At 69.1% G+C, this 21156-nt stretch carries 22 protein-coding genes; 12 read left to right on the top strand and 10 right to left on the bottom strand.

Annotation, left to right across the window (positions count from 1 at the left end):
* Window positions 1-5 precede the first annotated feature (5 nt).
* Window positions 6-947: an AraC family transcriptional regulator gene (locus CJ177_RS19890; protein ID WP_095868417.1), complete on the top strand. Its 942-nt coding sequence runs from the start codon at window positions 6-8 to the stop codon at window positions 945-947.
* A 108-nt stretch (window positions 948-1055) separates the two neighbouring features.
* Entirely contained in the window at window positions 1056-1649 is a 594-nt protein-coding gene (locus CJ177_RS19885) for a hypothetical protein (protein WP_095868416.1), read from the top strand.
* A 6-nt stretch (window positions 1650-1655) separates the two neighbouring features.
* Here the strand turns inward: CJ177_RS19885 and CJ177_RS19880 are convergent, their stop codons facing one another.
* Entirely contained in the window at window positions 1656-1967 is a 312-nt protein-coding gene (locus tag CJ177_RS19880) for a DUF3303 domain-containing protein (RefSeq protein ID WP_005248883.1), read from the bottom strand.
* 306 nt (window positions 1968-2273) lie between these two features.
* On the opposite strand from CJ177_RS19880, the gene CJ177_RS19870 reads away from it, so the two are divergent.
* A complete protein-coding gene (locus CJ177_RS19870) occupies window positions 2274-2753 on the top strand; it encodes a RidA family protein (protein ID WP_025431645.1) in 480 nt (159 codons plus the stop codon).
* On the opposite strand, the gene CJ177_RS19865 is transcribed toward CJ177_RS19870, so the two are convergent.
* Window positions 2750-3679: an LLM class F420-dependent oxidoreductase gene (locus tag CJ177_RS19865; RefSeq protein WP_095868414.1), complete on the bottom strand. Its 930-nt coding sequence runs from the start codon at window positions 3677-3679 to the stop codon at window positions 2750-2752. The two genes, CJ177_RS19870 and CJ177_RS19865, sit on opposite strands and share 4 nt — an antisense overlap.
* 41 nt (window positions 3680-3720) lie before the next feature.
* Between CJ177_RS19865 and CJ177_RS19860 the strand changes: the two genes are divergently transcribed.
* Complete coding sequence (locus CJ177_RS19860; RefSeq protein WP_005248879.1) at window positions 3721-4587, top strand: S49 family peptidase; 867 nt, start codon at window positions 3721-3723, stop codon at window positions 4585-4587.
* Here the strand turns inward: CJ177_RS19860 and CJ177_RS19855 are convergent, their stop codons facing one another.
* Window positions 4588-6369 carry a hypothetical protein gene (locus tag CJ177_RS19855; protein WP_095868413.1) on the bottom strand — a complete coding sequence of 594 codons (1782 nt, stop codon included), beginning with the start codon at window positions 6367-6369 and terminating at the stop codon, window positions 4588-4590.
* A gap of 456 nt (window positions 6370-6825) precedes the next feature.
* Here CJ177_RS19855 and CJ177_RS19845 point away from each other — a divergent pair, with 456 nt between their 5' ends.
* Genes CJ177_RS19845 through CJ177_RS19835 form a run of 3 tightly spaced genes read left to right on the top strand, consistent with a single transcriptional unit; the run spans window position 6826 to window position 9518 of the window.
* A complete protein-coding gene (locus tag CJ177_RS19845) occupies window positions 6826-7809 on the top strand; it encodes a DUF4328 domain-containing protein (protein WP_061700022.1) in 984 nt (327 codons plus the stop codon).
* On the top strand, window positions 7806-8570 hold the full coding sequence (locus CJ177_RS19840; protein WP_005248875.1) for a glycerophosphodiester phosphodiesterase: 765 nt from the start codon (window positions 7806-7808) through the stop codon (window positions 8568-8570). The genes CJ177_RS19845 and CJ177_RS19840 overlap by 4 nt, the downstream gene beginning before the upstream one ends.
* A 33-nt stretch (window positions 8571-8603) precedes the next feature.
* On the top strand, window positions 8604-9518 hold the full coding sequence (locus CJ177_RS19835) for a DUF5926 family protein (RefSeq protein ID WP_005248874.1): 915 nt from the start codon (window positions 8604-8606) through the stop codon (window positions 9516-9518).
* Between the two features lie 68 nt (window positions 9519-9586).
* Here the strand turns inward: CJ177_RS19835 and CJ177_RS19830 are convergent, their stop codons facing one another.
* On the bottom strand, window positions 9587-10132 hold the full coding sequence (locus CJ177_RS19830; protein WP_025431647.1) for a ferritin: 546 nt from the start codon (window positions 10130-10132) through the stop codon (window positions 9587-9589).
* Between the two features lie 223 nt (window positions 10133-10355).
* Here CJ177_RS19830 and CJ177_RS19825 point away from each other — a divergent pair, with 223 nt between their 5' ends.
* Window positions 10356-11546, top strand: coding sequence for a lipase family protein (locus CJ177_RS19825; protein ID WP_061700020.1), 1191 nt, complete (start codon window positions 10356-10358; stop codon window positions 11544-11546).
* An 11-nt stretch (window positions 11547-11557) separates the two neighbouring features.
* Here the strand turns inward: CJ177_RS19825 and CJ177_RS19820 are convergent, their stop codons facing one another.
* The 4 genes from CJ177_RS19820 to CJ177_RS19800 all read right to left on the bottom strand — a co-directional run bounded on the left by CJ177_RS19820 (window position 11558) and on the right by CJ177_RS19800 (window position 15229).
* The gene (locus tag CJ177_RS19820) at window positions 11558-12109 is read right to left on the bottom strand and encodes a ferritin (protein ID WP_037181758.1); all 552 of its coding nucleotides are present in this window, start codon (window positions 12107-12109) and stop codon (window positions 11558-11560) included.
* Window positions 12110-12132: 23 nt separating this feature from the next.
* Window positions 12133-13344 (bottom strand): LCP family protein, encoded by a 1212-nt coding sequence (locus CJ177_RS19815; RefSeq protein ID WP_257014596.1) that lies wholly within the window; start codon window positions 13342-13344, stop codon window positions 12133-12135.
* A 264-nt stretch (window positions 13345-13608) separates the two neighbouring features.
* Entirely contained in the window at window positions 13609-14427 is an 819-nt protein-coding gene (locus CJ177_RS19805; RefSeq protein ID WP_061041738.1) for a CPBP family intramembrane glutamic endopeptidase, read from the bottom strand.
* A 37-nt stretch (window positions 14428-14464) separates the two neighbouring features.
* Window positions 14465-15229 carry a DUF2470 domain-containing protein gene (locus CJ177_RS19800; RefSeq protein WP_095868412.1) on the bottom strand — a complete coding sequence of 255 codons (765 nt, stop codon included), beginning with the start codon at window positions 15227-15229 and terminating at the stop codon, window positions 14465-14467.
* Between the two features lie 116 nt (window positions 15230-15345).
* Here CJ177_RS19800 and CJ177_RS19795 point away from each other — a divergent pair, with 116 nt between their 5' ends.
* Genes CJ177_RS19795 through CJ177_RS19780 form a run of 4 tightly spaced genes read left to right on the top strand, consistent with a single transcriptional unit; the run spans window position 15346 to window position 19155 of the window.
* The gene (locus CJ177_RS19795) at window positions 15346-16056 is read left to right on the top strand and encodes a hypothetical protein (RefSeq protein WP_005248867.1); all 711 of its coding nucleotides are present in this window, start codon (window positions 15346-15348) and stop codon (window positions 16054-16056) included.
* A 36-nt stretch (window positions 16057-16092) separates the two neighbouring features.
* Window positions 16093-17028 (top strand): prephenate dehydratase, encoded by a 936-nt coding sequence (pheA, locus tag CJ177_RS19790; RefSeq protein ID WP_231914264.1) that lies wholly within the window; start codon window positions 16093-16095, stop codon window positions 17026-17028.
* Window positions 17025-17696: a histidine phosphatase family protein gene (locus tag CJ177_RS19785; protein ID WP_025431648.1), complete on the top strand. Its 672-nt coding sequence runs from the start codon at window positions 17025-17027 to the stop codon at window positions 17694-17696. The genes pheA and CJ177_RS19785 overlap by 4 nt, the downstream gene beginning before the upstream one ends.
* Window positions 17697-17751: 55 nt before the next feature.
* On the top strand, window positions 17752-19155 hold the full coding sequence (locus CJ177_RS19780) for a lipase maturation factor family protein (RefSeq protein ID WP_025431649.1): 1404 nt from the start codon (window positions 17752-17754) through the stop codon (window positions 19153-19155).
* Between the two features lies 1 nt (window position 19156).
* Here the strand turns inward: CJ177_RS19780 and CJ177_RS19775 are convergent, their stop codons facing one another.
* Together CJ177_RS19775 and CJ177_RS19770 are read right to left on the bottom strand one after the other, a co-directional pair.
* Window positions 19157-19951 (bottom strand): ESX secretion-associated protein EspG, encoded by a 795-nt coding sequence (locus CJ177_RS19775; protein ID WP_061041707.1) that lies wholly within the window; start codon window positions 19949-19951, stop codon window positions 19157-19159.
* A complete protein-coding gene (locus tag CJ177_RS19770; protein WP_095868411.1) occupies window positions 19948-21150 on the bottom strand; it encodes a PPE family protein in 1203 nt (400 codons plus the stop codon). The genes CJ177_RS19775 and CJ177_RS19770 overlap by 4 nt, the downstream gene beginning before the upstream one ends.
* Window positions 21151-21156: the final 6 nt, after the last annotated feature.

The raw sequence follows: 21156 nt of genomic DNA, 5'->3' as shown, positions 1-21156 counted from the left end.
GATGTGTGGATCCCCTCGCCGGTCTCATCAGTGGTCCCCGTGCCGCAGGCGCGTTCGTGCTCCGCTCGATCATGGAACCGCCGTGGTCGCTGCAGATCGACGACCACGCGCCGCTCAGCCTCGTCGCGATGGGCCGGGGAGAGGCGTGGATCCTTCCGCACACCGGCGACGCGGTGCAGCTCACCGAGGGTGACGTCGCGATCGTTCGCGGACCCGAGCGCTACGTCGTCGCCGACCATCCGGACACCCCGCCGCACGTGATCATCAACCCCGACCAGAGTTGCACGACGCTCCGCGGGGAACCGCTCGCCGAGGCGATGGACCTCGGGGTGCGTACCTGGGGAAACAGTGCGGACGGCCGCACGGTTATGCTGACCGGGACGTACCAGACCCCGGGCGAGATCAGCATGCGACTGCTGACCGCGCTCCCGGAACTCGTCGTGCAGCGCCGCGCCGACTGGGACTCGCGGCTGGTCACCCTCATGCACGACGAAGTGGTGCGGGACGAACCCGGACAGGAAGCGGTGCTCGACCGTCTGCTCGACCTGCTGCTGATCGCGGTGCTACGCGCCTGGTTCGCGCGGCCGGCGGCCGAGGCGCCGTCGTGGGTGCGGGCGCAGAGCGACCCGGTGGTCGGCAAGGCGATGCGCATCCTGCAGAACAACCCCTCCCGCCAGTGGACCGTGGAGTCGCTCGCCGCGGAAACCGGCATGTCGCGGGCTGCCCTCGCGCGACGGTTCACGGACCTCGTCGGCGAACCGCCCATGACTTTCCTCGCCGGCTGGCGGCTGTCCCTGGCCGCGGATCTGCTCCGCGAACCGGACGCGACGGTGGCGACGGTGGCGCAGCGGGTGGGGTACGGCAGCGCATTCGCGCTGAGTGCAGCGTTCAAACGCGTGCGCGGAGTGAGCCCCAAGGAGCATCGTGAGATGGCGGGGAGCAGATGAGTGTATTACGGCACAGTGCCCAAAGACACACCGGATTGACTTGATCTTGTTTGCCTTGCGTACGACCCTGGATGGTAGGGAATTGTCGGCGAGAGGACCGGATCCGGAATGTGGAACAACTCTCAAGCACGGGGGCTGCGTAAGCGGTCGGCCCGTCAGCGGCACAACCCGCTACTCCGGCGCTCGGACCGGATCGAGAACATGCTCACCCTCGCGGTCGTTGTGCTCGCGTTCGCGATGCTTCCCCTGGCCATCCTCGTGGGCGCCCGGACCATCGACAGTCAACTGACGCTGGCGGAGAAGCAGGTCGCGGACTACCGCACCGTCTCCGCCACCACGCTCGCCGACTCCACCGGCGTGTCCGTCACCTCCGATGTCGCACCGTCGGGCGTCGACACCGCCCCCGCCAAATGGACGTGGGGCAACGAAACCCGCCACGCCGACATCACCGTCGACCCCGCCACGCCTTCGGGAACGCAGGAAGACATCTGGGTCAACGCCGACGGCAACCTCACCACCGAACCGATGTCGCCGTCGGCGGCACGAGTGGCCGGCGTGATCGCCGGGATGTTCACCTGGTTCGCGGTGATGATGATCGCGCTGTCCGGCTTCCTCATCTGCCGCGCCTCCCTGAACCGCGCCCGCGACGCGCAGTGGGATCGCGACCTCCGCCAGTTCCTGGATTCGACCACCCGGCACTGAGCCCGCTCAGCTGATCGAGCCCCTGAACTCGACCGCCTGCTGCGCAGCCTGCGTGGTGACGGCGATGTCCGCGACAGGATAGACGTGGAACTCGAAGAAAGGTCCGAATTTCGTCGGGCCGTCCAAGACGTCGTTCGGGTCATCCGCCTCGACGAAGGCGAATCCCCCGGTTCCGTCCAGGCGACCGAGGAAATGATGGAAGGTCGCCCCTTCCGCCGGCGTCCATCTCGCGAACACTTCCAGGCTCCGCCGCGCAGCTTCCTCGTTCTCGGCGGCGGACCCACCATTACGCAGCGTCCAGGTAATCACGTACTTCATCGCACCCTCCCGAGGGCGTGCCGGGATCAGCTCGCGGGGACCGCGCCGAGCTGCTGAAGGAATCGAGCGTGTCCCACACCTGCCAGGTCTCGACGATCTTGCGGTCGGCCGGCCGATGGATCGAGATCGCGTCCATCTCCTCGCAGAATCGACCCACTACCACTTCTTCCGCAAAACCCGTGACAACCTCCGGCGCACTCGAGTCACGGCCGTTCCGGTCGTACTTCGAGCATTCCACCGGTGGAAAGGGAATGGAATGCTGCTGAGCACGCCGAATGACCGGGGTCCTCGTCGAGCGGAGGAGTGATGGGCGCGGAGTCCCGACTACGTGATCTGGGGCTGGTACTGCCCCGCGCCGTCCAGCTGCCCCCGGGGGTGGAGTTGCCGTTCAGCTGGGTACGCGTGCACGGCCGCAGGGTGCTCGTGTCCGGTCACGGGCCGCTCGCCGAAGACGGCACACCCGCCGGACCGTTCGGGTCCGTTCCCACCGACGTGTCGGCCGCCGACGCCACGCACTCCGCCCGGCTCACCGCCCTCGCGGTCCTGGCGGGGGTCCGTCGTGCGGTGGGCGATCTCGACCGCATCGGTGCGTGGCTCACTGTCACGGGATTCGTCAACGCCGAGCCGGGCTACGAGCAGACGACCGCGGTGCTCAACGGGTTCTCCGAGGTGGTGCTCGACGTGTTCGGCCCGGACATCGGCGACCACGCGCGGACGGCGATCGGGGTGGCCGCGCTGCCCCTCGATCTTCCGGTCGTCGTGGCCGCCGAACTCGAGCTCGCCTAGCCCAGTTGCGGAACGACCTCACTGGCGACCAATTCCAGGTGGTCGAGGTCGCCGAGATCGAGGGTCTGCAGGTAGATCCGCTGCGACCCGGCCTCGGCGTAGCGGCCGATCTTGTCGACGAGCTCGGCGGGCGACCCGGCGAGTCCGTTCGCCCGCAGCTCGCTCACCTCGCGTCCGATGCTCGTGGCGCGTTTCGCGATCTCCTCCTCGGTGCGCCCGCAGCACAGGACGAGCGCGTTGGAATACACCAACTCGGTGGGGTCGCGATCGATCGCCTTGCACGCGAGCCGGACCCGTTCGAACACGTCCCGCGTCTCGTCGACGGCCTGGAACGGGACGTTGAACTCGTCCGCGTACTTCGCGGCCAGCGCTGGCGTCTTCTTCTTGCCGGTGCCGCCGATCAGGACGGGCGGACCCTGCGGCTGCCGCGGCTTCGGGAGCGCGGGCGAATCCTTGACCGTCACGTGCGTCCCGTCGTAGGAGAACGTCTCGCCGAGCGGAGTGCGCCACAGCCCCGTGATCACGGCGAGGGACTCCTCGAGCCGCTCGAACCGCTCCTTCAGCGGCGGGAACGGGATGCCGTACGCCTGGTGCTCCTCCTCGTACCAGCCGGCGCCGATGCCGAGGTCGACGCGGCCGCCGCTCATCTGATCGACCTGCGCCACCGAGACCGCCAGCGGTCCGGGATGCCGGAACGTCGCGGACGTGACGAGGGTGCCGAGACGGATCGTCGACGTCTCGCGGGCGAGACCCGCCAGCGTGATCCACGCATCGGTCGGTCCGGGAAGGCCCTCGGTGTTCATGGCGAGGTAGTGATCCGACCGGAAGAACGCGCCGTATCCGAAACGCTCGGCGGCCTGCGCCACCGCCAGAAGATCGTCGTACGTGGCACCCTGCTGGGGTTCGGTAAAGATTCGCAACTCCATGTGAACCACTCTGCCCGATCCGTGATCGGTACGCTGATTTCATGGCCAAGATCCCACTGAACCTGCCGAAACCGCTGGCCGACAAGCTGCCCGACGCGTTCGGAGGCTCCGGCGCCGGCGTGGTGCCGGTGGTGCGACTGCAGGGGATGATCGCGTCCGGCGGAGCGGGTTTCGGGCGTGCGCTGAGCGCGGAATCCGTCGAGGAACCGTTGCGACGCGCGTTCACCACGCACGGTGCAAAAGCGGTGGCGCTGCTGATCAACAGCCCCGGCGGGTCGCCGACGCAGAGCGAATACATCGCCGCCCGCATCCGTCAGCTCGCCACCGAACACGAACTGCCCGTGCTCGCGTTCTGCGAGGACGTCGTCGCGTCCGGCGGCTACTGGCTGGCCTGCGCGGCCGACGAGATCTACGCGACGGCCACGTCGGTGGTCGGCTCCGTCGGTGTGATCTCGGCGGGCTTCGGGTTCTCCGAACTGATCGACCGGCTGGGCATCGAACGGCGGCTGCACTCGGCCGGCGAGGCGAAGGCCCGCCTCGACCCGTTCTTCGCGGAGAAGTCCGAGGACGTGCAGTGGCTCGAACAGATCCAGGAAGGCATCCACGACGAGTTCCGCGACTGGGTGGTCGGCCGCCGTGGGGACAAGCTGAAGGCGGACGGGGCCGAGCTGTTCAACGGCGACGTCTGGCTGGGACGCCGCGCCGTCGAACTCGGCATCGTCGACGGGATCGGCACCCTGCGCGAGGTGGTGGAGAAGCGGTTCCCCGACGCCACCCTCGAGATGACCGGGCCGCGCCGCTCCCTCTTCGCGAAGCTCGGGCTGCCCGCTGCGAGCTGGGACGACGTGGCCGCCGCGATCGTCGGCGCGGCCGGTGCCCGCGTCGCCTGGTCGCGGTACGGGCGGTAACTACTTCGGCACGACGACCCCGACCGGGCCCGCGCCGATACACAGCGACAGGTCCGGGGTCAGGGTGCTCACCCGCACGCTCTGACCGCCGCCGGTGAGTCGCACGAACACCGAATTCGGACCGCGGTGCACCGGCACCCGCACCGGGCTGCCTACCTCCATGGCGACGGCGATCTCACCGTCCGCGGTGGCCATGTAGTTCAGCTGCGCAGTCCACTCCCAGCCGGTCAGCGGCCCGTCCAGGGGAAGCGGGACGAAACTGCGCTGGTCGACCAGGTGCCCGCAGTCCGGAACCGGTCCGGGATCGATCGCGCGCACCCACGTGACCTGGGCGTCGACCACCGAACCCGTGTCGTCGATCATCCGGAGGTCGGGGGTGCTGTCGGAGAACTCGGGGCGGTCGCGCAGCGGGGCGAAGACCCGGCTCACCAGGTTGTTCGGGTACGCCACCGGCAACAGCACCCAGATGGACGCGGGCTGCTGGAGGATCGGCGCGTCATCCCGTTCGGCGAGCGACGCACGCGCGGTCGCGAGGTACGCGGTGGTCGGGTTCTCCTCCCAACTGCGGGTGAACGTGTACGTCGACCACAGGCTGCTCGCGACGAACGCGGCCACGGCTGCGACGGCCACCAGCGGCCGCACCCGGACGGGGTCGGCTCGTCGGCGGGGCGCACGGGCGATCACCGCGACGGCGATCGCGAGGATCACCGCGGTGTCCGTGTAGTAGCGCAGCGTCTGCGCGAGTTCGTAGGTGGTGTCCGCGCCCCAGCGGGTGACGACCATCGCGGTCACCGACAGCAGGAAGTACGCGGCCGTGAGGATCCACACCCAGCCGATGCGGCGCTTCAGCCGGATCGTCGCGACGACCGCCGCGAGGAGGACCACCCAGCCGACCACCTCCAGCGCCGTCGACGGGGAGGCCCACGGCGGACTCGGAATCCACCGATCCCAGGTCCACGGCCCCCCCACGAGCGTGGGCAGCAGCCCGAGCGACGTGCCGTGGTGGAACAGTTCGAACGCGCGCGACGCACCCGCCCATTCCCACTGCGACGCGACAGTGGAGAAGTAGAACACCGCCCACACCGCGAGCACCGCCGCCGACGGGATCCAGAGGGCCGCGCCTCGCCGCAGCGTCGACCGCACCGGCCGCTCCCGCTCGCCGACGTGTGCGAGCAGGGCCACGGTCGCGAACGCGGCGAACGGGACCACGACGGACTTCTCGAAGAACAGCAGCGACGCGATCAACACGAGAGTGCCCGAGACCGCGTACCGCCGCCGCCCGGTTCGGCACAGTTCGAGGGCGTCGCGCGCCACCCAGGCCAGCGCGATCTGCAGGGGCAGTGCGTTGAGCGCCGCCGCCCACCAGGCGAACGCCGGCACGGTCAGCGGAGAGAACAGATAGATCGCCAGCGGAACCAGCAGGACGGGTCGTAGACCGAGGATCGTGCGAAGTAAGCGGAAGACCGCATACGACGCGACCGCCTGCAACGCGATCATCGTCAGCATCGGCAGGATCCACTGATACGGCGCCACCCGCGTCGCGATACCCGCCACCAGGAAGGCCCCGGGCATGAGATGACCGTCGTGGTCGTAGAGCAGGAGGTCGGCGGAGAGTAGCGGGAGGCTTCCGCCGCGTCCGGCGAGGATCAGATCGTCCCAGTAGAAGTCGCTGTGGGCGGCCACCCACGTCCGCACGAGAAGTTGCACCACGACGAGGGCGGCGGCCACCCGGAGGACACGGGCGGGCCCGAGGTGCCACCGCGATCCGACGTCGTCCGTCATCGTTTTCCGAGATTACAGATCGGGTGGAACCAAACCGCGCCGGGCTGCGTCAGATCAAGTGTCGGGACATTTTCGCCCGGCACAGGTGGGGGAGACGACGGCCGGTCCGGAGTTCTCGGGTCGCTTCGCGGGCGATCCGAACTGGAGGGGTAATTCCGGGCCGAGCCGTCGGTCACCGAGTCCGATTGTTCACCGAGCTGCGATGTCAAGTTCATCCACCGTTGTGGACCGTTCATCCGAAGCTGTCAACAATCGCGGATTCGCATGCGCTCTGACCTGTGTATGAGCACTACTCACACTGTCCATAACTGTGTATGAACCTGTGGAAACTGTGGATAACTCGGCATTTCGCGTGGTGCAGCTCACACATTCTCCCCAAAAAGGACGATTCGGTCGTGGGCTGCCCGCATTCGCGGGTCGTGACAGAATCGGCAATGTGAAGTGGGTGCGGAGGGCATGAGCGTCGTCGTTCAGGTGTGTGCGCGATGCGCGGCTCGGTGGCCGGTCCTCGGCTCCCCGGCGCAGTGGTGCCCGCGTTGCCACGGTGTGCTGCTCGCCCCCGTCCGCACCGACCAGCACCAGCCACCCGCGAGCCGGGGGTTCCGCTGGATCGCGCGATCCCCGCTGCGGAGGAGTGGTCTCGCGGCCGAGGCGCCGACGGCCGGCCCCACTCCGCACTACACCGAGATCCCCCGCTGGGGACTTCACGATCACGTCGAGGCCCCCTCCTCGCGGCGCGACTGGCCGGAACTGCTCGCCGGCAAGGCGGCCACCTTCCTCACCCTCACCGCCGGTTTGTACGCGTTCGCCGTCATCGCCGAACTTGGCCGGTACGCCGTCCTCCTCCGCAACCGGACCCGGCTGATCGATCCCACCCTGCTCGCCGTGTCCGACATCGCGGTGTTCCTCGGCCAGGCCGGCGGGATGCTCCTCGCACTGCTGTCGGGCATCGGCGGAGTGTGCTGGCTGCTGCGGATGCGTCGCCGCACGTTCGCCCGGGCCAAGACGTCCGACCCGCGGACCCCCACCGAGGTGATCGTCGGGTGCGCGGTGCCGGGCCTGAACCTGGTGATGCCGGGTGTGTACCTGCTCGAGGTGATCCGCCGCGACCCCCGCGCGGTCCTGCTGGTCCGTGCCTGGTGGAGCCTGTGGGTCTTCGGCGCGGTGCTCGTCGTCTTCAATTGGTTCTGGCGGTCCAGGCCGGGACTGCAGGCCATGGCGGACGGTGTCCTGCTGGCCGCCTTCACGGCGCTGGTCGCCTCCGCGACCGCCGTACTCGCACTGATGGTGCTCCGACGGCTCGAGGGCCGGACGCTGAAGGGGGCGAAGGAACCCGTCACCCGCTGGGTGATCGCCACCGGTCCGCCGCCGCAGACGGACGCGGAGAAATCCGCGGAGAAGACATCCGAGGCCAGCGACCGGGAAGCCGTCGCGTCGTGAGCCCCGACCGGCGCGGCCCCCTGGTGGTGGCGCACCGCGGCGCATCCGCGGCCATGCCGGAACACACGCTCGCCGCGTACGAGCTGGCGCTGGAAGAGGGCGCGGACGGGCTCGAATGCGACGTGCGGCTCACCCGCGACGGCCACCTCGTGTGCGTGCACGACCGCACCGTCGACCGGACGTCCACCGGAACCGGCGTCGTCAGCGAGATGACCCTCGAGGAGCTGGCGGAGTTCAACTACGGCACGGAAGACGAACCCGCCGAACTCCTCGAACTGAGCGCGCTGATCGCGCTCACCCTGGACTGGTCGGCGCGCCCGGTGAAGCTCTTCATCGAAACCAAGCATCCCGTGCGTTTCGGTGGCCTGGTCGAGAGCAAGGTGCTCGCCGAACTGCAACGCTTCGGCATCGCCGCACCTCCGTCCGCCGACCACTCCCGCGCGGTCGTGATGTCGTTCTCCGCCGGAGCGGTGTGGCGGATCCGCCGGTCGGCGCCGATGCTCCCGACCGTGCTGCTCGGAGAATCCGCCCGGTACCTCGGCGGGGGAGCCGCGACCACCGTCGGCGCCACCGCGGTCGGTCCGTCGGTGAAGACGCTGCACGAACACCCGGACATGGTCGACAAGGCCGCGGCCGCGGGGCGCGCGACGTACTGCTGGACCGTCGACAACCGCAGCGACGTCGAACTGTGCCGCGAACTCGGGGTCAGCTGGGTGGCCACCAACCACCCCGGCCGCACCAAGAAGTGGCTGGCGTCCTGACCGGACCGGCGTCGGCGTGTAGGTTTTGGCGTCGTGGCAAAGAAGAGCAAGAGAAACAGTGGTCCGAAGCCCGGTAGTGCCCGCGCCGAGAAGCTCGCGCAGCGGCAGGCGGAACGGGAGAGCGCCGCAGCGGCCGTGACCCGGCCGTTCGAAGGCCTCGCCGCCGAATGCGATCTGGTGGCGCTGCGCGAGTTCGTCCCGTCGGCGACCGCCCCGCTGCCCGTCAAGGATTCGTCCCGTCCGGTGACGCTCGCGACCGTGCTGCCGGGTGCCGTCGCGGCGCTGGTGCGCGACGAGGGTGACAGTGCCACCGGGTTCGTCGGTGTGCAGGTCCAGGCGCATTCCGCGGATCTCGGCGCCGATCTGGCCGCGTCCGTCGCCTGGGTCCGTGACGCCGCAGCCGGCGAATCGCTGGCCTCCGCCAACCCCGGATCCGAGACGCCGGCACTGGCCGACGTGATCGACGCGGACGCACCCCTCGACATCACGGTGCACCAGGACTTCAACTGGTGGATCCCCGAAGGTGTGGAGCCGGCCCCCGAGGTCGCGACCACCGTGCAGCACGCGAATGCGGCGATCATGCCGTCCGCGCGAGTCGAGGCCGAAGGCGTCGTCGCGGCGTGGTGGGTCGATGCGGGCGAGAAGGCGCACATCCGCTGGGTGCGCCCGGAGAACGAGGATGATCTGATGCTGGCCCTGGCGCGCGTGCACGCGACCGGCGGCCTGCACCTCGGTGAGGGTTCGCGCTACGCCGGGTCGTTCCGGACGCACGGATTGCTGGTCCCGGTGTTCGACCTGGACCGCGAAAAGCATGCGAACGAGTGGGCCGCCGCCACCGTCGAACTCGGTCAGCGCCTGGCCGAAGCACTCGCCGTCGACGCGCCGCTCACCACCGAGGAGCGACGCGCCCGCGACGGACTGCGTGGCCGTCAGGTCACGTTGCGATAGGCCCTTCGGGCTCGTGAGTGGTTGAGGAGTACAGAGACTCGTCAACCACTCACGGGTGGCGGAGCCGCCTAGATGGAACCGCCGGCTGCGTGCGGTGCCCCGGACGTGTCTGCGGGGCCGCTCATCTCACGTGCGACGAACTCCTCGAGGTCGAACAGGTTGCTGCCCGCGCGGTCGGCGATGGTCAGCAGCGTCGTCATGCTGGCGACCTCCTCGACCTGCTCCTTGAGGAACCACTGCATGAACTGCTCGCCGAGGTAGTCGCCCTCCTCGCGGGCGGTGCTCGCCAACTGCACGATCTGCTCGGTGACCGTCTGCTCCTGCGTCAGGGCGAGGGCGATCGGCTCGCGAGCGTTGTCGAACTGGCCCTTCGCCGCGTCGACACCCGACAGTTCCACGGAGATGTCGCGGTCGAGGAAGTACTGGACGATCATCATGGCGTGGTTGCGCTCTTCGACGGCCTGCTTGTAGAAGTGCTTGGCCAACTGCGGCAGGTCCGCATTGTCGAAATAGATGGCAGTCGCGATGTACTGGTGTGACGCGTTGAATTCGTTGCGAATCTGGTCGTGGAGCAGAGCGTGGAATTTCGTCTTGTGCGCGTCAGTCGAAGTCATGAAATGGATAATATCGCTGGTCAGAGCGGGTGTCATCCAAGTTGAACCTAATTTTGGGAAGCTTGCCCAAACTAAAGTCAACCTAATTTCGGGACCATTTTGATGTCATTTTCCTAACCTGAACTGGCGACGGATCTCCGACGGGAACGGGGCAATCGGCGTCGGCGGGGCCTCGCCCGTGTATAAAATTCACAGCGTTCCGACGGTGCGGAGGGGCAGGCACATGTTGAGACGATCCGGTACGTGGCTAGCGTTGATCCTCGGTGCCCTTTTTCTGGGGGCGACTATTCCCGCCCCGGCGCAGGCCGAACCGTTGTATCCGTGGCCGGATCCCGACCCCTTCTATCTCGCTCCGCCCGACCTCGGGGTCCTGCGTCCCGGCGACGTCGTCCGGACGCGCCGGATCGACACCTGGATGTACGCGAACTCGGACGGGTGGCAGATCGCGTTCCGGTCGACGAACTCGACGGGACATCCGATCCTGGCCGTCACCACGGTTCTGCTTCCCCGCGGTGTCGCGAATCCTCCGCTGGTGTCGTATCAGGCCATCGTGAATTCGCTCGGAACCAAATGTGCCCCGTCGCGGTCGTTGTTCAACCTGGAACTGCAGGAGTCGCCGGGCCTGTATCTGGGTCTGCAACGCGGCTGGGCGGTCTCGGTGCCCGACCATCTCGGCCCGACCGGCGCCTACGGTGCCGCGAAACTCGGCGGCATGATCACCCTCGACAGCGTCCGGGCGGTGCAGCGGGTGGCCGAACTGGGGTTGTCGCACAGCCCCGTGGCGCTGGCCGGGTATTCGGGTGGGGGAATGGCCAGCGCGTGGGCGGCGGCGCTGGCCCCGAGTTATGCGCCGGAGCTGAAACTCGACGCGGTGGTGGCGGGCGGGATTCCCGCGGACCTCGAACAGATGGCCCAGGGCCTCGGATTCAATCCGCACCCGGGGTTCGGGCTCGCGTTCGCTGCCGCGATCGGCTTGGAACGCGAATACCCGGAACAGTTACCGATTTCGTCGCAGCTCAACGCGACCGGACTGTGGCTGCGCGAGTGGATGTCGAACGAATGCCGCCGGTTCCTGCTGTTTCACGGCGCCTTCCGCAGCGCCGGACAGCTGGCCGCGTCGACCAGCCTCATGGCGAGTTCGGGCGCGCACCAGGTGTTGCGCGACAACAGTCTGCGGTACTTCGAGGGTGTCCCGACCGCGCCCCTCTACCTGTGGCACGGCACCCTCGACGGGTTGACACCGTTCGATTCGGTTGCCGAGACCGCGCACCGCTACTGCGCCGCAGGAGCCAGACTGACGTTCGTCCCGTACGAGATCTCCGAGCACATGACGACGGCAGTGGTGGGCTTTCCCGACGCGTACGAATACGTGGCCGCGCGGTTCCGCGGCGAACCGGCGCCCACCCGCTGTTGACCCGAAAAGGGTCAGACGCCGCCGCCCGCCCTCTTCGGCGCACCCGGCCGGATCGGCGAGTTCCCGCTCATCTCGCGGGCGATGAAATCCTCGATGTCGAACAGGTTGTCGCCGGCGCGTTCGACGATCGTCAGCAGGGTGTGCATGCTCGCGACCTCCTCGACCTGTTCTTCGAGGAACCACTGGATGAACCGCTCGCCGAGGTAGTCACCGGTGTCGCGGGCCGTCCGGGCGAGCTTGGTGATCTGTTCCGTGACGACGCGTTCCCGTTCCACGGCCAGGGCGACGGGGGCGCGCACCGAATCGAAATCGGTGACCACGTCGTCGACGCCGGGGACTGTCACTCGGAGATTGTTGTCGATGAGGTACTGGATCATCATCAGCGCGTGGCCACGCTCCTCGGCGGCCTGCGAATAGAACCGGCGAGCCAGTTGCGGGAGATCGTGCGAGTCGAAATAGACGGCCACCGCGATGTACTGCTGGGATGCGGTGAACTCGTTGCGGATCTGCTGCAGCAGGAGGGCATGGAACTCGCTGGGGGTCTTCGTCGCCGATTGAGACATGGGTGTCAGTTTACGGCCGTGCGTCACGGTCCGGTGGTGACCAGTTCGGCCGGGACCTGACGGTCGTTCGCCAGCGCGTCGAAGAACTGCGACGCCCGGTCGTGATCCCAGAGCAGCACGTTCCCGGCACCGTCGACGTCCTCGAAACCGCCCACGGGAACGGTCGTGGTGATCATGTCGCCGCGTACCGCCCAGGCGAGTGCGGCGAGGTGCCAGATGTGGTCGCTCTCGTCGACACGCAGTGATGCGGCGGTATCGGTGACGAGCGGCCAGACGCGGAACGGGTTGAGCCACGTCGCGGGACTGGTGGCCTTCGACATCAACGCGGCCATGAACATCCGCTGATGGTTCATGCGGTCGATGTCGGCGAGCGCGGTCGCACGGCTGCGGACGAAGCCGAGGGCCTGCGCCCCCGTCAGTTCCTGGCAGCCGGGCGCGAGGTTGATCCCCGCGAGCGGATCGTCGATGGCGGTGTCCAGGCACATGTCGACGCCGCCGATCGCGTCGACGATGCCTGCGAAACCACCGAACCCGATCTCGGCGTAGTGGTCGATGTGCAGACCGGAGGCCTCCTCGACCGTCTGGGTCAGCAGTTGCGGACCGCCGAACGCGAACGACGCGTTGATCTTGTCCTCGCCGTAGCCGGGGATCGACACGTACGAGTCGCGCGGGATGCTCACCATCGTCGCCGGGCCGCCCCCGCTGGGGACGTGCACCACGATGATGGTGTCGGTGCGGTCGGGGCCGCTGTTGCCGCCGGTCGACAGCTGCTGTTCCTGCTCGGGGGTCAGCCCGGTCCGGCTGTCCGAACCGACGAGCAGCCAGTTCGTGCCGGGGGTGTCGTCGATCCGGCCGGGGTAGTCGGCCAGCGCGTCGATCCGGTTCAGCGAACTGTCGAGGTAGTACGTCATGCCCGCGAGCGCCAGGACCAGCACCAGGAACAGGATGCCGATGCGACGGCCCCAGTTCCGCTTACGCTTGGGGCGTCGCTGCCCCGGGGGCTCCGGGGACCGCGGCGGTGCGAGCGGCGGGGGTGGTGGTGGCGTGCGAGGGGGACGCCGATCGGGCACCCGAGGCGGCGGTGGCGGCGCGTCACGGTAGGGCTGCGGCGTCTGGGTGGGCGCATAGCCGCGCGGTCCCTGCGGCGGTGCCGACCGGGACAACTGCGGTTCGGGGGCCTGCGACCACGCCTGCTGGGGCGGCGGCGGGGATCCGCGTCCGTCGCGGCGGATCACCTGGGTGCCCTCCGGCGGAGGCGCCGGGGGACCCTGCCGGGGAGCGGGGTGTCGCGGGCGGGGCGCAGGAGGTCCCTGTTGCGGGGGACCCTGCGGTGGCACCCGCCGCGTCTGCGGAGGAACCCGCTGGTCAGGTGGTGGCATTCGGCGGTTCGGGGGCGACGGCACCTGCTGCCCGCCCTGCGTCCGCCGGGGCGGACGGGGCGGCAGCGGAGGGTAGGGGGCGTCGCCGGTCACCCGCACGACTTTACTGGTCCGGCCGGATTACGGAATCCAGCCGACGTGCCCGCGCAGTGCGGCGTAGCCGACGAACGCGACCGAATCGATGGTGGCGTGGGCGATCACGAGAGGCCACAACCGTCCAGTCTTCTGCCAGTACCGGCCGAACACCAGACCCATGGCGACGTTGCCCAGCCCGCCACCGAAACCCTGGTAGAGGTGGTACGTCCCCCGGAGCACCGCGGACGCGAGCAGCGACGAATTCTCGCTCCACCCGAGTTGCCGCAGCCGGGTGATCAGATACGCGACGACGAGCACTTCCTCCGCGCCGGAGTTCGCGATCGCCCACAGGATCAGGGCCGGCAGCCGCCACCAGTGATCCCCGATGGTGCTCGGGACGACGGTGAGATTGGCGCCGATCGCGCGGGCCAACAGGTAGAAGCCGAGCCCGGGCAGACCGATCAGCGCGGCGAGCCCGACACCCTGCGTCGCGTCGGGGCGCCACCGGGGCCGGCCGAGCCCGACGGCGCGCGGGCCGAGGCCGCTGCGCCACAGGAGGTACAGGCCCAGCGCAGCCCACGCGAGGAGTTTCACGACGCCGAGCAATTGCCGGGCGATGTCGATGATCTGGTTCTCCGCGCGGGAGACGTTGAGGGCGACGGCCTGATCGGCGAGGTTTCCGGGGGTCAGGAGCGATTCGGACAGTGACAGCAGTCCCGACAGTCCGCTCGTCCCGAACGTGACGAGCAGGACGATCGTGATCTCGATCCACAGGGCCCGCCGCTCGCTCCCGGTGGCCGGCGGAGCCGCCGGTTCGGGTGGGGCAGGCCGTATCCAGGAGGCGAGCGTTGCACGCGAGATCACGCGCCACACGCTAGCGTGCGCCGAACCGGAATACCGATCAGCCGCGCGCGCGGAGTCCGTTCACGAACGGGCATCCCACCAGCAGTCGGATCGCCCTGCTCAGCGCGACGGTGTCGTCGACCGGGGCCGAGAACGGCATCCAGATGTCGCGATCGCCGTGATCGTTCTCGACGCGCAGTCGCAGCCCGTACCGGTCGATGCCCAGGGGGCGGACACGTCCGTGTCGCATGTGCGGCGGCAGTTTGCGGGACAGCATGTCGATGAGGTCGCGGTGGTCCTCGTCGAGATGCTGGAGCCAGGCGGTCTCCATTTCCCAGAACGGGTCGGGCCGGGCGGCGAGCAGGTCGTCGAGGGCGACGGGTTCGGCGCCACTCGAATCGGCGACCACCGCCGATTCGAGGCGGAGCTGCAGCAGCGTCGCATCGTGCCCGACGTCGAGAAGTCCGGGGTGCGGGTATTCGGACGCCACCTCGTCGGCCAGCGTCCGGGTGTGTGCCTCGCAGAGGGCGTGGAGGTTGCCGCGCAGCCAGACGAGCGACCGCACGGGCTCACGCAGCGCGAGCGGTGAGTTGTCGGTGAGCTCCAGCACGGCGGGGATCCCGCCGCCACCGGCGAGCCAGGACAACGTGGCGGCGGCCGATTCGGTGGGCACCGCGACGACGACGTCGCCGCTGGACCGCAGGTGGTGTACCGACGTGACGGTCGGTGCGCTGCCTTCGACGGCGAGTACCGCGTCCTGGGTCCGTGCGCACGAGCTACGCACACGCTCGGCGGTGGACGGACCGGTGGTCGTGACGGGCATGGAGCCTCCTTCAGGGTTCCGCGATACTGAGGTAACCCTAACCTAATGTGGCCGAGTCGGCGATGGCAAGACCCCGACACGATTCCGGTCCACGAGGTGGGCATTACGGTGGGGAGGTGGCTATACCTCTCTCCCTCGGTGTCCCGCGATCGCGCGGACCGCAGTCGTTGCTCGCGGAACTTCTCAGCGGATCCGAACTTCTCAGCGGATCCCAGGACTCGAGCCCGGCCGCAGGCGGCGCACTCGGACCGCGGGTGGTCCCGGCGTCCGCACTGCTCGACGCCGTCGGGACCGACGCCGGCCGCGTCATCGTGGGTCTCGACGTCGACCCCGCCGTTCTCCGCACCAGCGAGCAGGCCTCCTACGAGGCGGTCCGCTTCCACGTCGACTGCCCCGCGGGTCAGCTCGGCGACGCGGTGGCGCTCCGGCTGCCGTCTCCGCTCGCGGTGTTCGTCACGGTCGACGGCAGCGACGACCCCGGTCTCGCCGAGACGGCGCAGCAACTCGCGGACGCCGGCCGCATCCCGGGCCTCGCGAGCGGACACACCATCGGCGAGGTCGCCGACTTCCTGGCCGTCCTCGCGCACGCAGACGTCGGATACGTGGCGAGAGCCCGCGACACGGCCGAGGTGCTCGCGCTGCTGTCCGGGACTGTCGCGTCCCTTCGTGGCGACGACGTGCGGGCGGCGCTCGCGGCACCCGATTCCACGAGGCTCGCCTCGCTGATTCCCGAGGCCGCGGAGGCCGTCCGCGAGGTCCTGCTGGGGGTCGAGGTGCGCGACCCGGCGCTCGTCGCCCGTGAGCTGGCGGACGCGGGTCTGCGGTAAACATTCACCGTCAATGCGCCGGTCCGTCAACGCTCGGTGCGTAATCTCGTAGGCGTGCCAAAGATCGCGTATTTCGGACCCTCGGGAACCTTCACGGAGATGGCGCTCGCCCAGCTCGAGGCCGCGGGTGCCTTCGACGGCCCGGTCGAGCGGGTAGCCGCGACGAGTCCGCCCGCCGGCCTGGCCAAGGTGCGCGACGGCGTCGTCGACGGTGCCGTCGTTCCCATCGAGAGCTCCGTCGAGGGGGCCGTGGTGCCCACACTCGACTCGCTCGCGCTGGGCGACCGCCTGCAGATCGTGGCCGAGACCGAGCTCGACGTGGCGTTCACGATCCTCGGCGGAGCAGGCATCGAGCGGCTCGATCAGGTGCGCACCGTGCGGGCGTACCCGGTGGCTGCCGGTCAGGTGCGAATCTGGCTGGAGGAGAACTGCCCCGGCGCCGAACTCCAGACGGCGTCCTCCAACGCAGGCGCCGCCGAGGACGTGGCGAACGGCCTCGCCGACGCGGCCGTGTCCACCGCGCTCGCGGGCGAACGGCTCGGGCTGCGCAGCCTGGCCGACGGGGTGGCGGACGAGAAGAGCGCCCGCACCAGGTTCGTTCTCGTCACCGCGCCGACCCGGGTGCCCGCACGCACCGGCGGCGACCGCACCTCGGCCGTGCTCGAACCCCACAACACCCCCGGCTCCCTCGTCGGTGTGCTCTCCGAGTTCGCGACCCGCGGAATCGATCTCATCCGGATCGAATCGCGCCCGGTGCGCACCACCCCCGGCTTGTACCGCTTCTTCGTCGACTGCATCGGGCACATCGACGACCCGCTCGTCGCCGAGGCGTTCCGTGCGCTGCACCGCAAGTCGCACGTGCGGTTCCTCGGGTCCTGGCCCGCGGCGAACCCCAGCGGCCCGCCGCCGCCGTCCGACGGAGACGCAGCGGACTGGATCGAACGAATCCGTCAGGGAGAGAGGGAATCGTGAGCGGCAAGCTGATCCTGGTCCGGCACGGGCAGACCGAGGCCAACGTCGAGCGCAGGCTCGACACCCGGCTGCCCGGTGCCCGGCTGACACCCGAAGGGCTCTCCCAGGCCGAACGGCTGGGCACCGACCTCGCCGCGAAGGCGATGACGGCCGCCCTCGTGTCCTCGCAGGCACTGCGTGCCCGGCAGACGGCGCGCTTCGTCGAACTCGCGTCGGGCATCGCCGTCCAGGTGCGGGAGGGCCTGCACGAGGCCCAGGCGGGTGAACTCGAGGACCGCAGCGACGAGGAGTCGCACAAGCTGTTCATGAAGACGTTCCACCTGTGGCACACCGGCGAGTTGGACGCCCGGGTTCCCGGCGGGGAATCCGCCCACGACATCCTCGAACGGTATGTGCCGGTCGTGGACGCCCTGCGTGAGCAATACCTCGACGACCCGGCGGAATCGGGAGACGTCGTGCTGGTCAGCCACGGCGCCGCCATCCGGCTCGTGGCAGCGCAACTCGCCGGGGTGCCCGGGCTGTTCGCCGCCAACAATCATCTGGCCAACACGCAATCGGTGGAGCTGACACCGCTCGCGGGCGGCGGCTGGGAGTGCGTGCGCTGGGGAACCGTCGAGCCACCGTTCGAGCACCGGGTGATCCCCGGCGCGGACGACCCGATGGGGTGACGTCGTTGCGCGCACTGTGGGGTTGCGCGACGATGGAGGAAACCGTCCTCGAGGAGTGACGGCGGTGGATTGGTTCGTTGGCGATGACTATTCGCTCGGTCGGCTGCTCGTCACCGAGGGGCTCGCCGCGATCTATCTCGTCGCGTTCGTGGCCGCGAGAAACCAGTTCAGGCCGCTCGTCGGCAGCAACGGGATGCTGCCCGTCCCGAACTTTCTCCGCGCCGTCACGTTCGGACGTTCACCGAGCATCTTCCATTTCCACTACTCGGACCGATTCTTCGAGGCGGTCTGCTGGACCGGCGCCGTACTGTCTCTCGCCGCGCTGCTCGGTCTGACACAGATCATCCCGCTCGCGGCGTGCATGCTCGTGTGGTTCGCCCTGTGGGTGCTGTACCTCTCGATCGTCAACGTCTCCCAGATCTGGTACAGCTTCGGCTGGGAGTCGTTGCTGCTCGAGGCGGGTTTCCTCGCGATCTTCCTGGGCAACGCGTCGGTCGGTCCGCCGATACTCGTGCTGCTCGTGCTGAGGTGGTTGCTGTTCCGCCTCGAGTTCGGGGCCGGGCTGATCAAGATGCGCGGCGACCGATGCTGGAAGGACCTCACCTGCCTGTACTACCACCACGAAACCCAGCCGATGCCCGGACCGTTCAGCTGGTACTTCCACCGGCTGCCGAAGCCGCTGCACAAGGTGGAGGTGCTCGGCAACCACTTCGCTCAGCTGGTGGTGCCGTTCGGGCTGTTCGCGCCGCAACCGGTCGCCGCCGTCGCCGCGACGATCATGATCGTCACCCAACTGTGGCTGGTGGCGAGCGGTAACTTCTCGTGGCTGAACTGGACGACCATCGTGCTGGGGCTGTCCGTCATCCCGGACGGCGTGTACGAGAAGGTGCTGCCGTTCGACGTCCCGGCCGCCGGTGACTCGGCGCCGATGCCCTTCGTCGTGCTGGTGATCGCGGTGACGGCGCTCGTCGTCGTGTTGAGCTACTGGCCGATTCGCAACATGATCTCCCACGGGCAGCGCATGAATGCGTCGTTCAACAAGTGGCATTTCGTCAACACATACGGCGCGTTCGGCAGCATCACCCGGGTGCGTTACGAGGTGATCGTGGAGGGCACGTCGGACGCGCACTCCAGTGTGCACTCCGTGTGGAAGGAGTACGGCTTCAAGGGGAAACCGGGTGACGTCAACCGGCGACCGCGCCAGTTCGCGCCGTATCACCTGCGGCTCGATTGGTTGTTCTGGTTCACGGCGATCTCGCCCGGCTACGCCGAACCGTGGTTCCGGGGTTTCGTCGAGAGGCTGCTGCGCAACGATCGCGACACGCTGAAGCTGTTGCAGTACAACCCGTTCCCGGAGGAGCCGCCGAAACACGTGCGTGCGCGGATGTACCGGTACGAATTCACCACCTGGAAGGAGCGCCGCGAGACCGGCGCCTGGTGGAAGCGGCAACCGGTGTAGGTCAGCGGAGCCGGTCGGCCAGCGACTCCAGCGCCTGCCGTAGGCGCTGCGGGGTGCCGGGGCTGAGCGACGACCACGCCACCCCGTGCGCGGAGACACTGGACGTGCCGACGATCCGTCCCGCCGACGTGTCGAAGACTGTGACAGGCCCGCCCACGGGGTCGTATCGTCCGTCGCCGTAGACGATTCCGACGATCTCGGCGTAGGTGGTGCAGCCGGCCATCGCGTTGCCGAGGACGGTCGCGTCGACCGCCGTCACCCCGAGTGCGGTGAGGGCGGCGGCGAGCGACTTGCCGTCCCCGCCCTGATCGAAGGCTTCGCCGAGTTGGACCGTGGGTGCGTTGACGACGCCGACGCTCATCGGCTCTGCGGCCCCCAGCGCTCCGATCACGGGGGCGAAGATGTCGACGCCCGCATCCTGGACGACGTACGTGTCGCCGGCGCGCAGGGCCAGCACCGAGCGGGCATCGCCCTGGGAGATGCACAGTCTCGAGATGCTGCCGTCGACGTACCAGCGCAGGGCGATCTCCCACAGCGGTCGGGCGAGAACCCGCAGGCGGTCGGCGAGTTCGGGGTTAACCCCGCCGCCCGGGAGCAGGTCCCGGGCGGCGAGGGTGTCGACTGCGCCGCGGAACGCTGCGTCCCTGGCGTCGTACGTGTCGTACCGCGGGGTGGCGTCGAGCACCACCGGCAGCACGTCGAGCGCGAGCGTGTCGACGAGATAATCCATTTCGTCGAGGCTCAGGGTCACAGCCGGGAGGGTCGGTACGCCCGGCTGGGTGCCCAGATCGATCACCGTCCGGACTCCCGGTGGTCGGGGTTCGCGCCGATCACCGACGGAATGACGGTGCGCCCGTCGGAGAAGTGCTCGAAGTTCTTCAGGTAGTCGGGGGTCTCCCGTTCGTCCTCGTCCTGCGAACCCGCTCCGCCCGCGCCCGTTCCGCGCCCGACCGTCATCGGTCCGCTACCGGTGGCGCCGCGCGCCGCCGCGGCCGGGTTCACGTCGGCGCGAACGTCTCCGATCACCCCGCCGGGTGCGGTTGCCGGTGCGCCGGGCCGTGCGCCCTGGCCGCCGTCCGTCTTGCCCCAGCCCTCGGGCAGGGTCGCCCCGCCTGCGGTGCCCGCACCGATCGCACCGACCGAGGTGCGGGCTGCCGCAGCGCTGGTCGAGGCGGAGCCGCCGCCGTACGCGCCGCCGGACATCATCGGCGCACCGCCCACCATCGGGGTGACGCCGCCACCGGTGACCGCGGACAATGCCGCGCCACCGATGTTGCTCGCCGCCGACGTGGCGGTCGAGACGGTGGTGCCCGCGATGCTGCCGACCTGCGATGCGGCGGTGGCGACGGCCGGGTTCTGGCCGGCGGCCATCAGTGCGGCAGCGGCGGCACGCGTCGGATCGAATTCACCGTCGGACGGGATTTCGTCGAAGGTCCCGACCTCCTTCGAATCGGCCTTCGTGACGATACGAGGGGGCTGCCGGTACGTGCGTTTGAGTGCCAGGATGTTCGACGCGGCCTCGTATCCCTCCATCACGAGCCCGGCGCGAATGTCCATCGCGCGGTCCGCGGCTTCGGCGGCCGCGGCGGTGCCGTTGAGCGCCCCACCCGTCGAATACGCGGTGGCCTTCGCGGTCTTCACCGCGACGATCTCGGGGATGCTGGGCATGATGAGCGCGGCGGTGGTGTAGGCGCCCGCTTCGAGCCCGGCCTTCGCTGCGGTGTCCGCGGCGAGTTCGGCACATTCGGCTGTCCACACCGTGAACGGCGTGATCTTCGCGAGCGCCGCGACCGCGGACACACCCTGCCAGCCGGCCGCGAGTTCGGCCATCACGCGGACCAGTGTGAGGTTGGCGTCGACGAAGCTCGTGGACAGCGCCGTCCATGCTGCGCTCGCCACGCTGAGCGGCACCGGACCCGCGCCGGCGGCGAGGGTGGTCGAGTTGACGGTTGCCCCTCGGGGCAACCAGATGACACCTGTCAGTCCCATGGTCATGTCTGA

This window comes from Rhodococcus sp. ACPA1 (assembly GCF_002300195.1).
Lineage (GTDB): Bacteria > Actinomycetota > Actinomycetes > Mycobacteriales > Mycobacteriaceae > Rhodococcus_F > Rhodococcus_F opacus.
The sequence above is the reverse complement of the archived record's forward strand: the minus strand, read 5'-3'. Positions and strand labels throughout refer to the sequence as shown.

Bases quoted from the DNA above. Each gene is read 5' to 3' on its own strand.
- CJ177_RS19800 (WP_095868412.1), bottom strand. From the start codon at position 15,229: ATGCCCGTCACGACCACCGGTCCGTCCACCGCCGAGCGTGTGCGTAGC.
- CJ177_RS19855 (WP_095868413.1), bottom strand. From the start codon at position 6,369: ATGACGGACGACGTCGGATCGCGGTGGCACCTCGGGCCCGCCCGTGTC.
- CJ177_RS19770 (WP_095868411.1), bottom strand. From the start codon at position 21,150: ATGACCATGGGACTGACAGGTGTCATCTGGTTGCCCCGAGGGGCAACC.
- CJ177_RS19860 (WP_005248879.1), top strand. From the start codon at position 3,721: ATGGCCAAGATCCCACTGAACCTGCCGAAACCGCTGGCCGACAAGCTG.
- CJ177_RS19870 (WP_025431645.1), top strand. From the start codon at position 2,274: ATGGGCGCGGAGTCCCGACTACGTGATCTGGGGCTGGTACTGCCCCGC.
- CJ177_RS19865 (WP_095868414.1), bottom strand. From the start codon at position 3,679: ATGGAGTTGCGAATCTTTACCGAACCCCAGCAGGGTGCCACGTACGAC.
- CJ177_RS19885 (WP_095868416.1), top strand. From the start codon at position 1,056: ATGTGGAACAACTCTCAAGCACGGGGGCTGCGTAAGCGGTCGGCCCGT.
- CJ177_RS19845 (WP_061700022.1), top strand. From the start codon at position 6,826: ATGAGCGTCGTCGTTCAGGTGTGTGCGCGATGCGCGGCTCGGTGGCCG.
- CJ177_RS19820 (WP_037181758.1), bottom strand. From the start codon at position 12,109: ATGTCTCAATCGGCGACGAAGACCCCCAGCGAGTTCCATGCCCTCCTG.
- CJ177_RS19825 (WP_061700020.1), top strand. From the start codon at position 10,356: ATGTTGAGACGATCCGGTACGTGGCTAGCGTTGATCCTCGGTGCCCTT.
- CJ177_RS19830 (WP_025431647.1), bottom strand. From the start codon at position 10,132: ATGACTTCGACTGACGCGCACAAGACGAAATTCCACGCTCTGCTCCAC.
- CJ177_RS19880 (WP_005248883.1), bottom strand. From the start codon at position 1,967: ATGAAGTACGTGATTACCTGGACGCTGCGTAATGGTGGGTCCGCCGCC.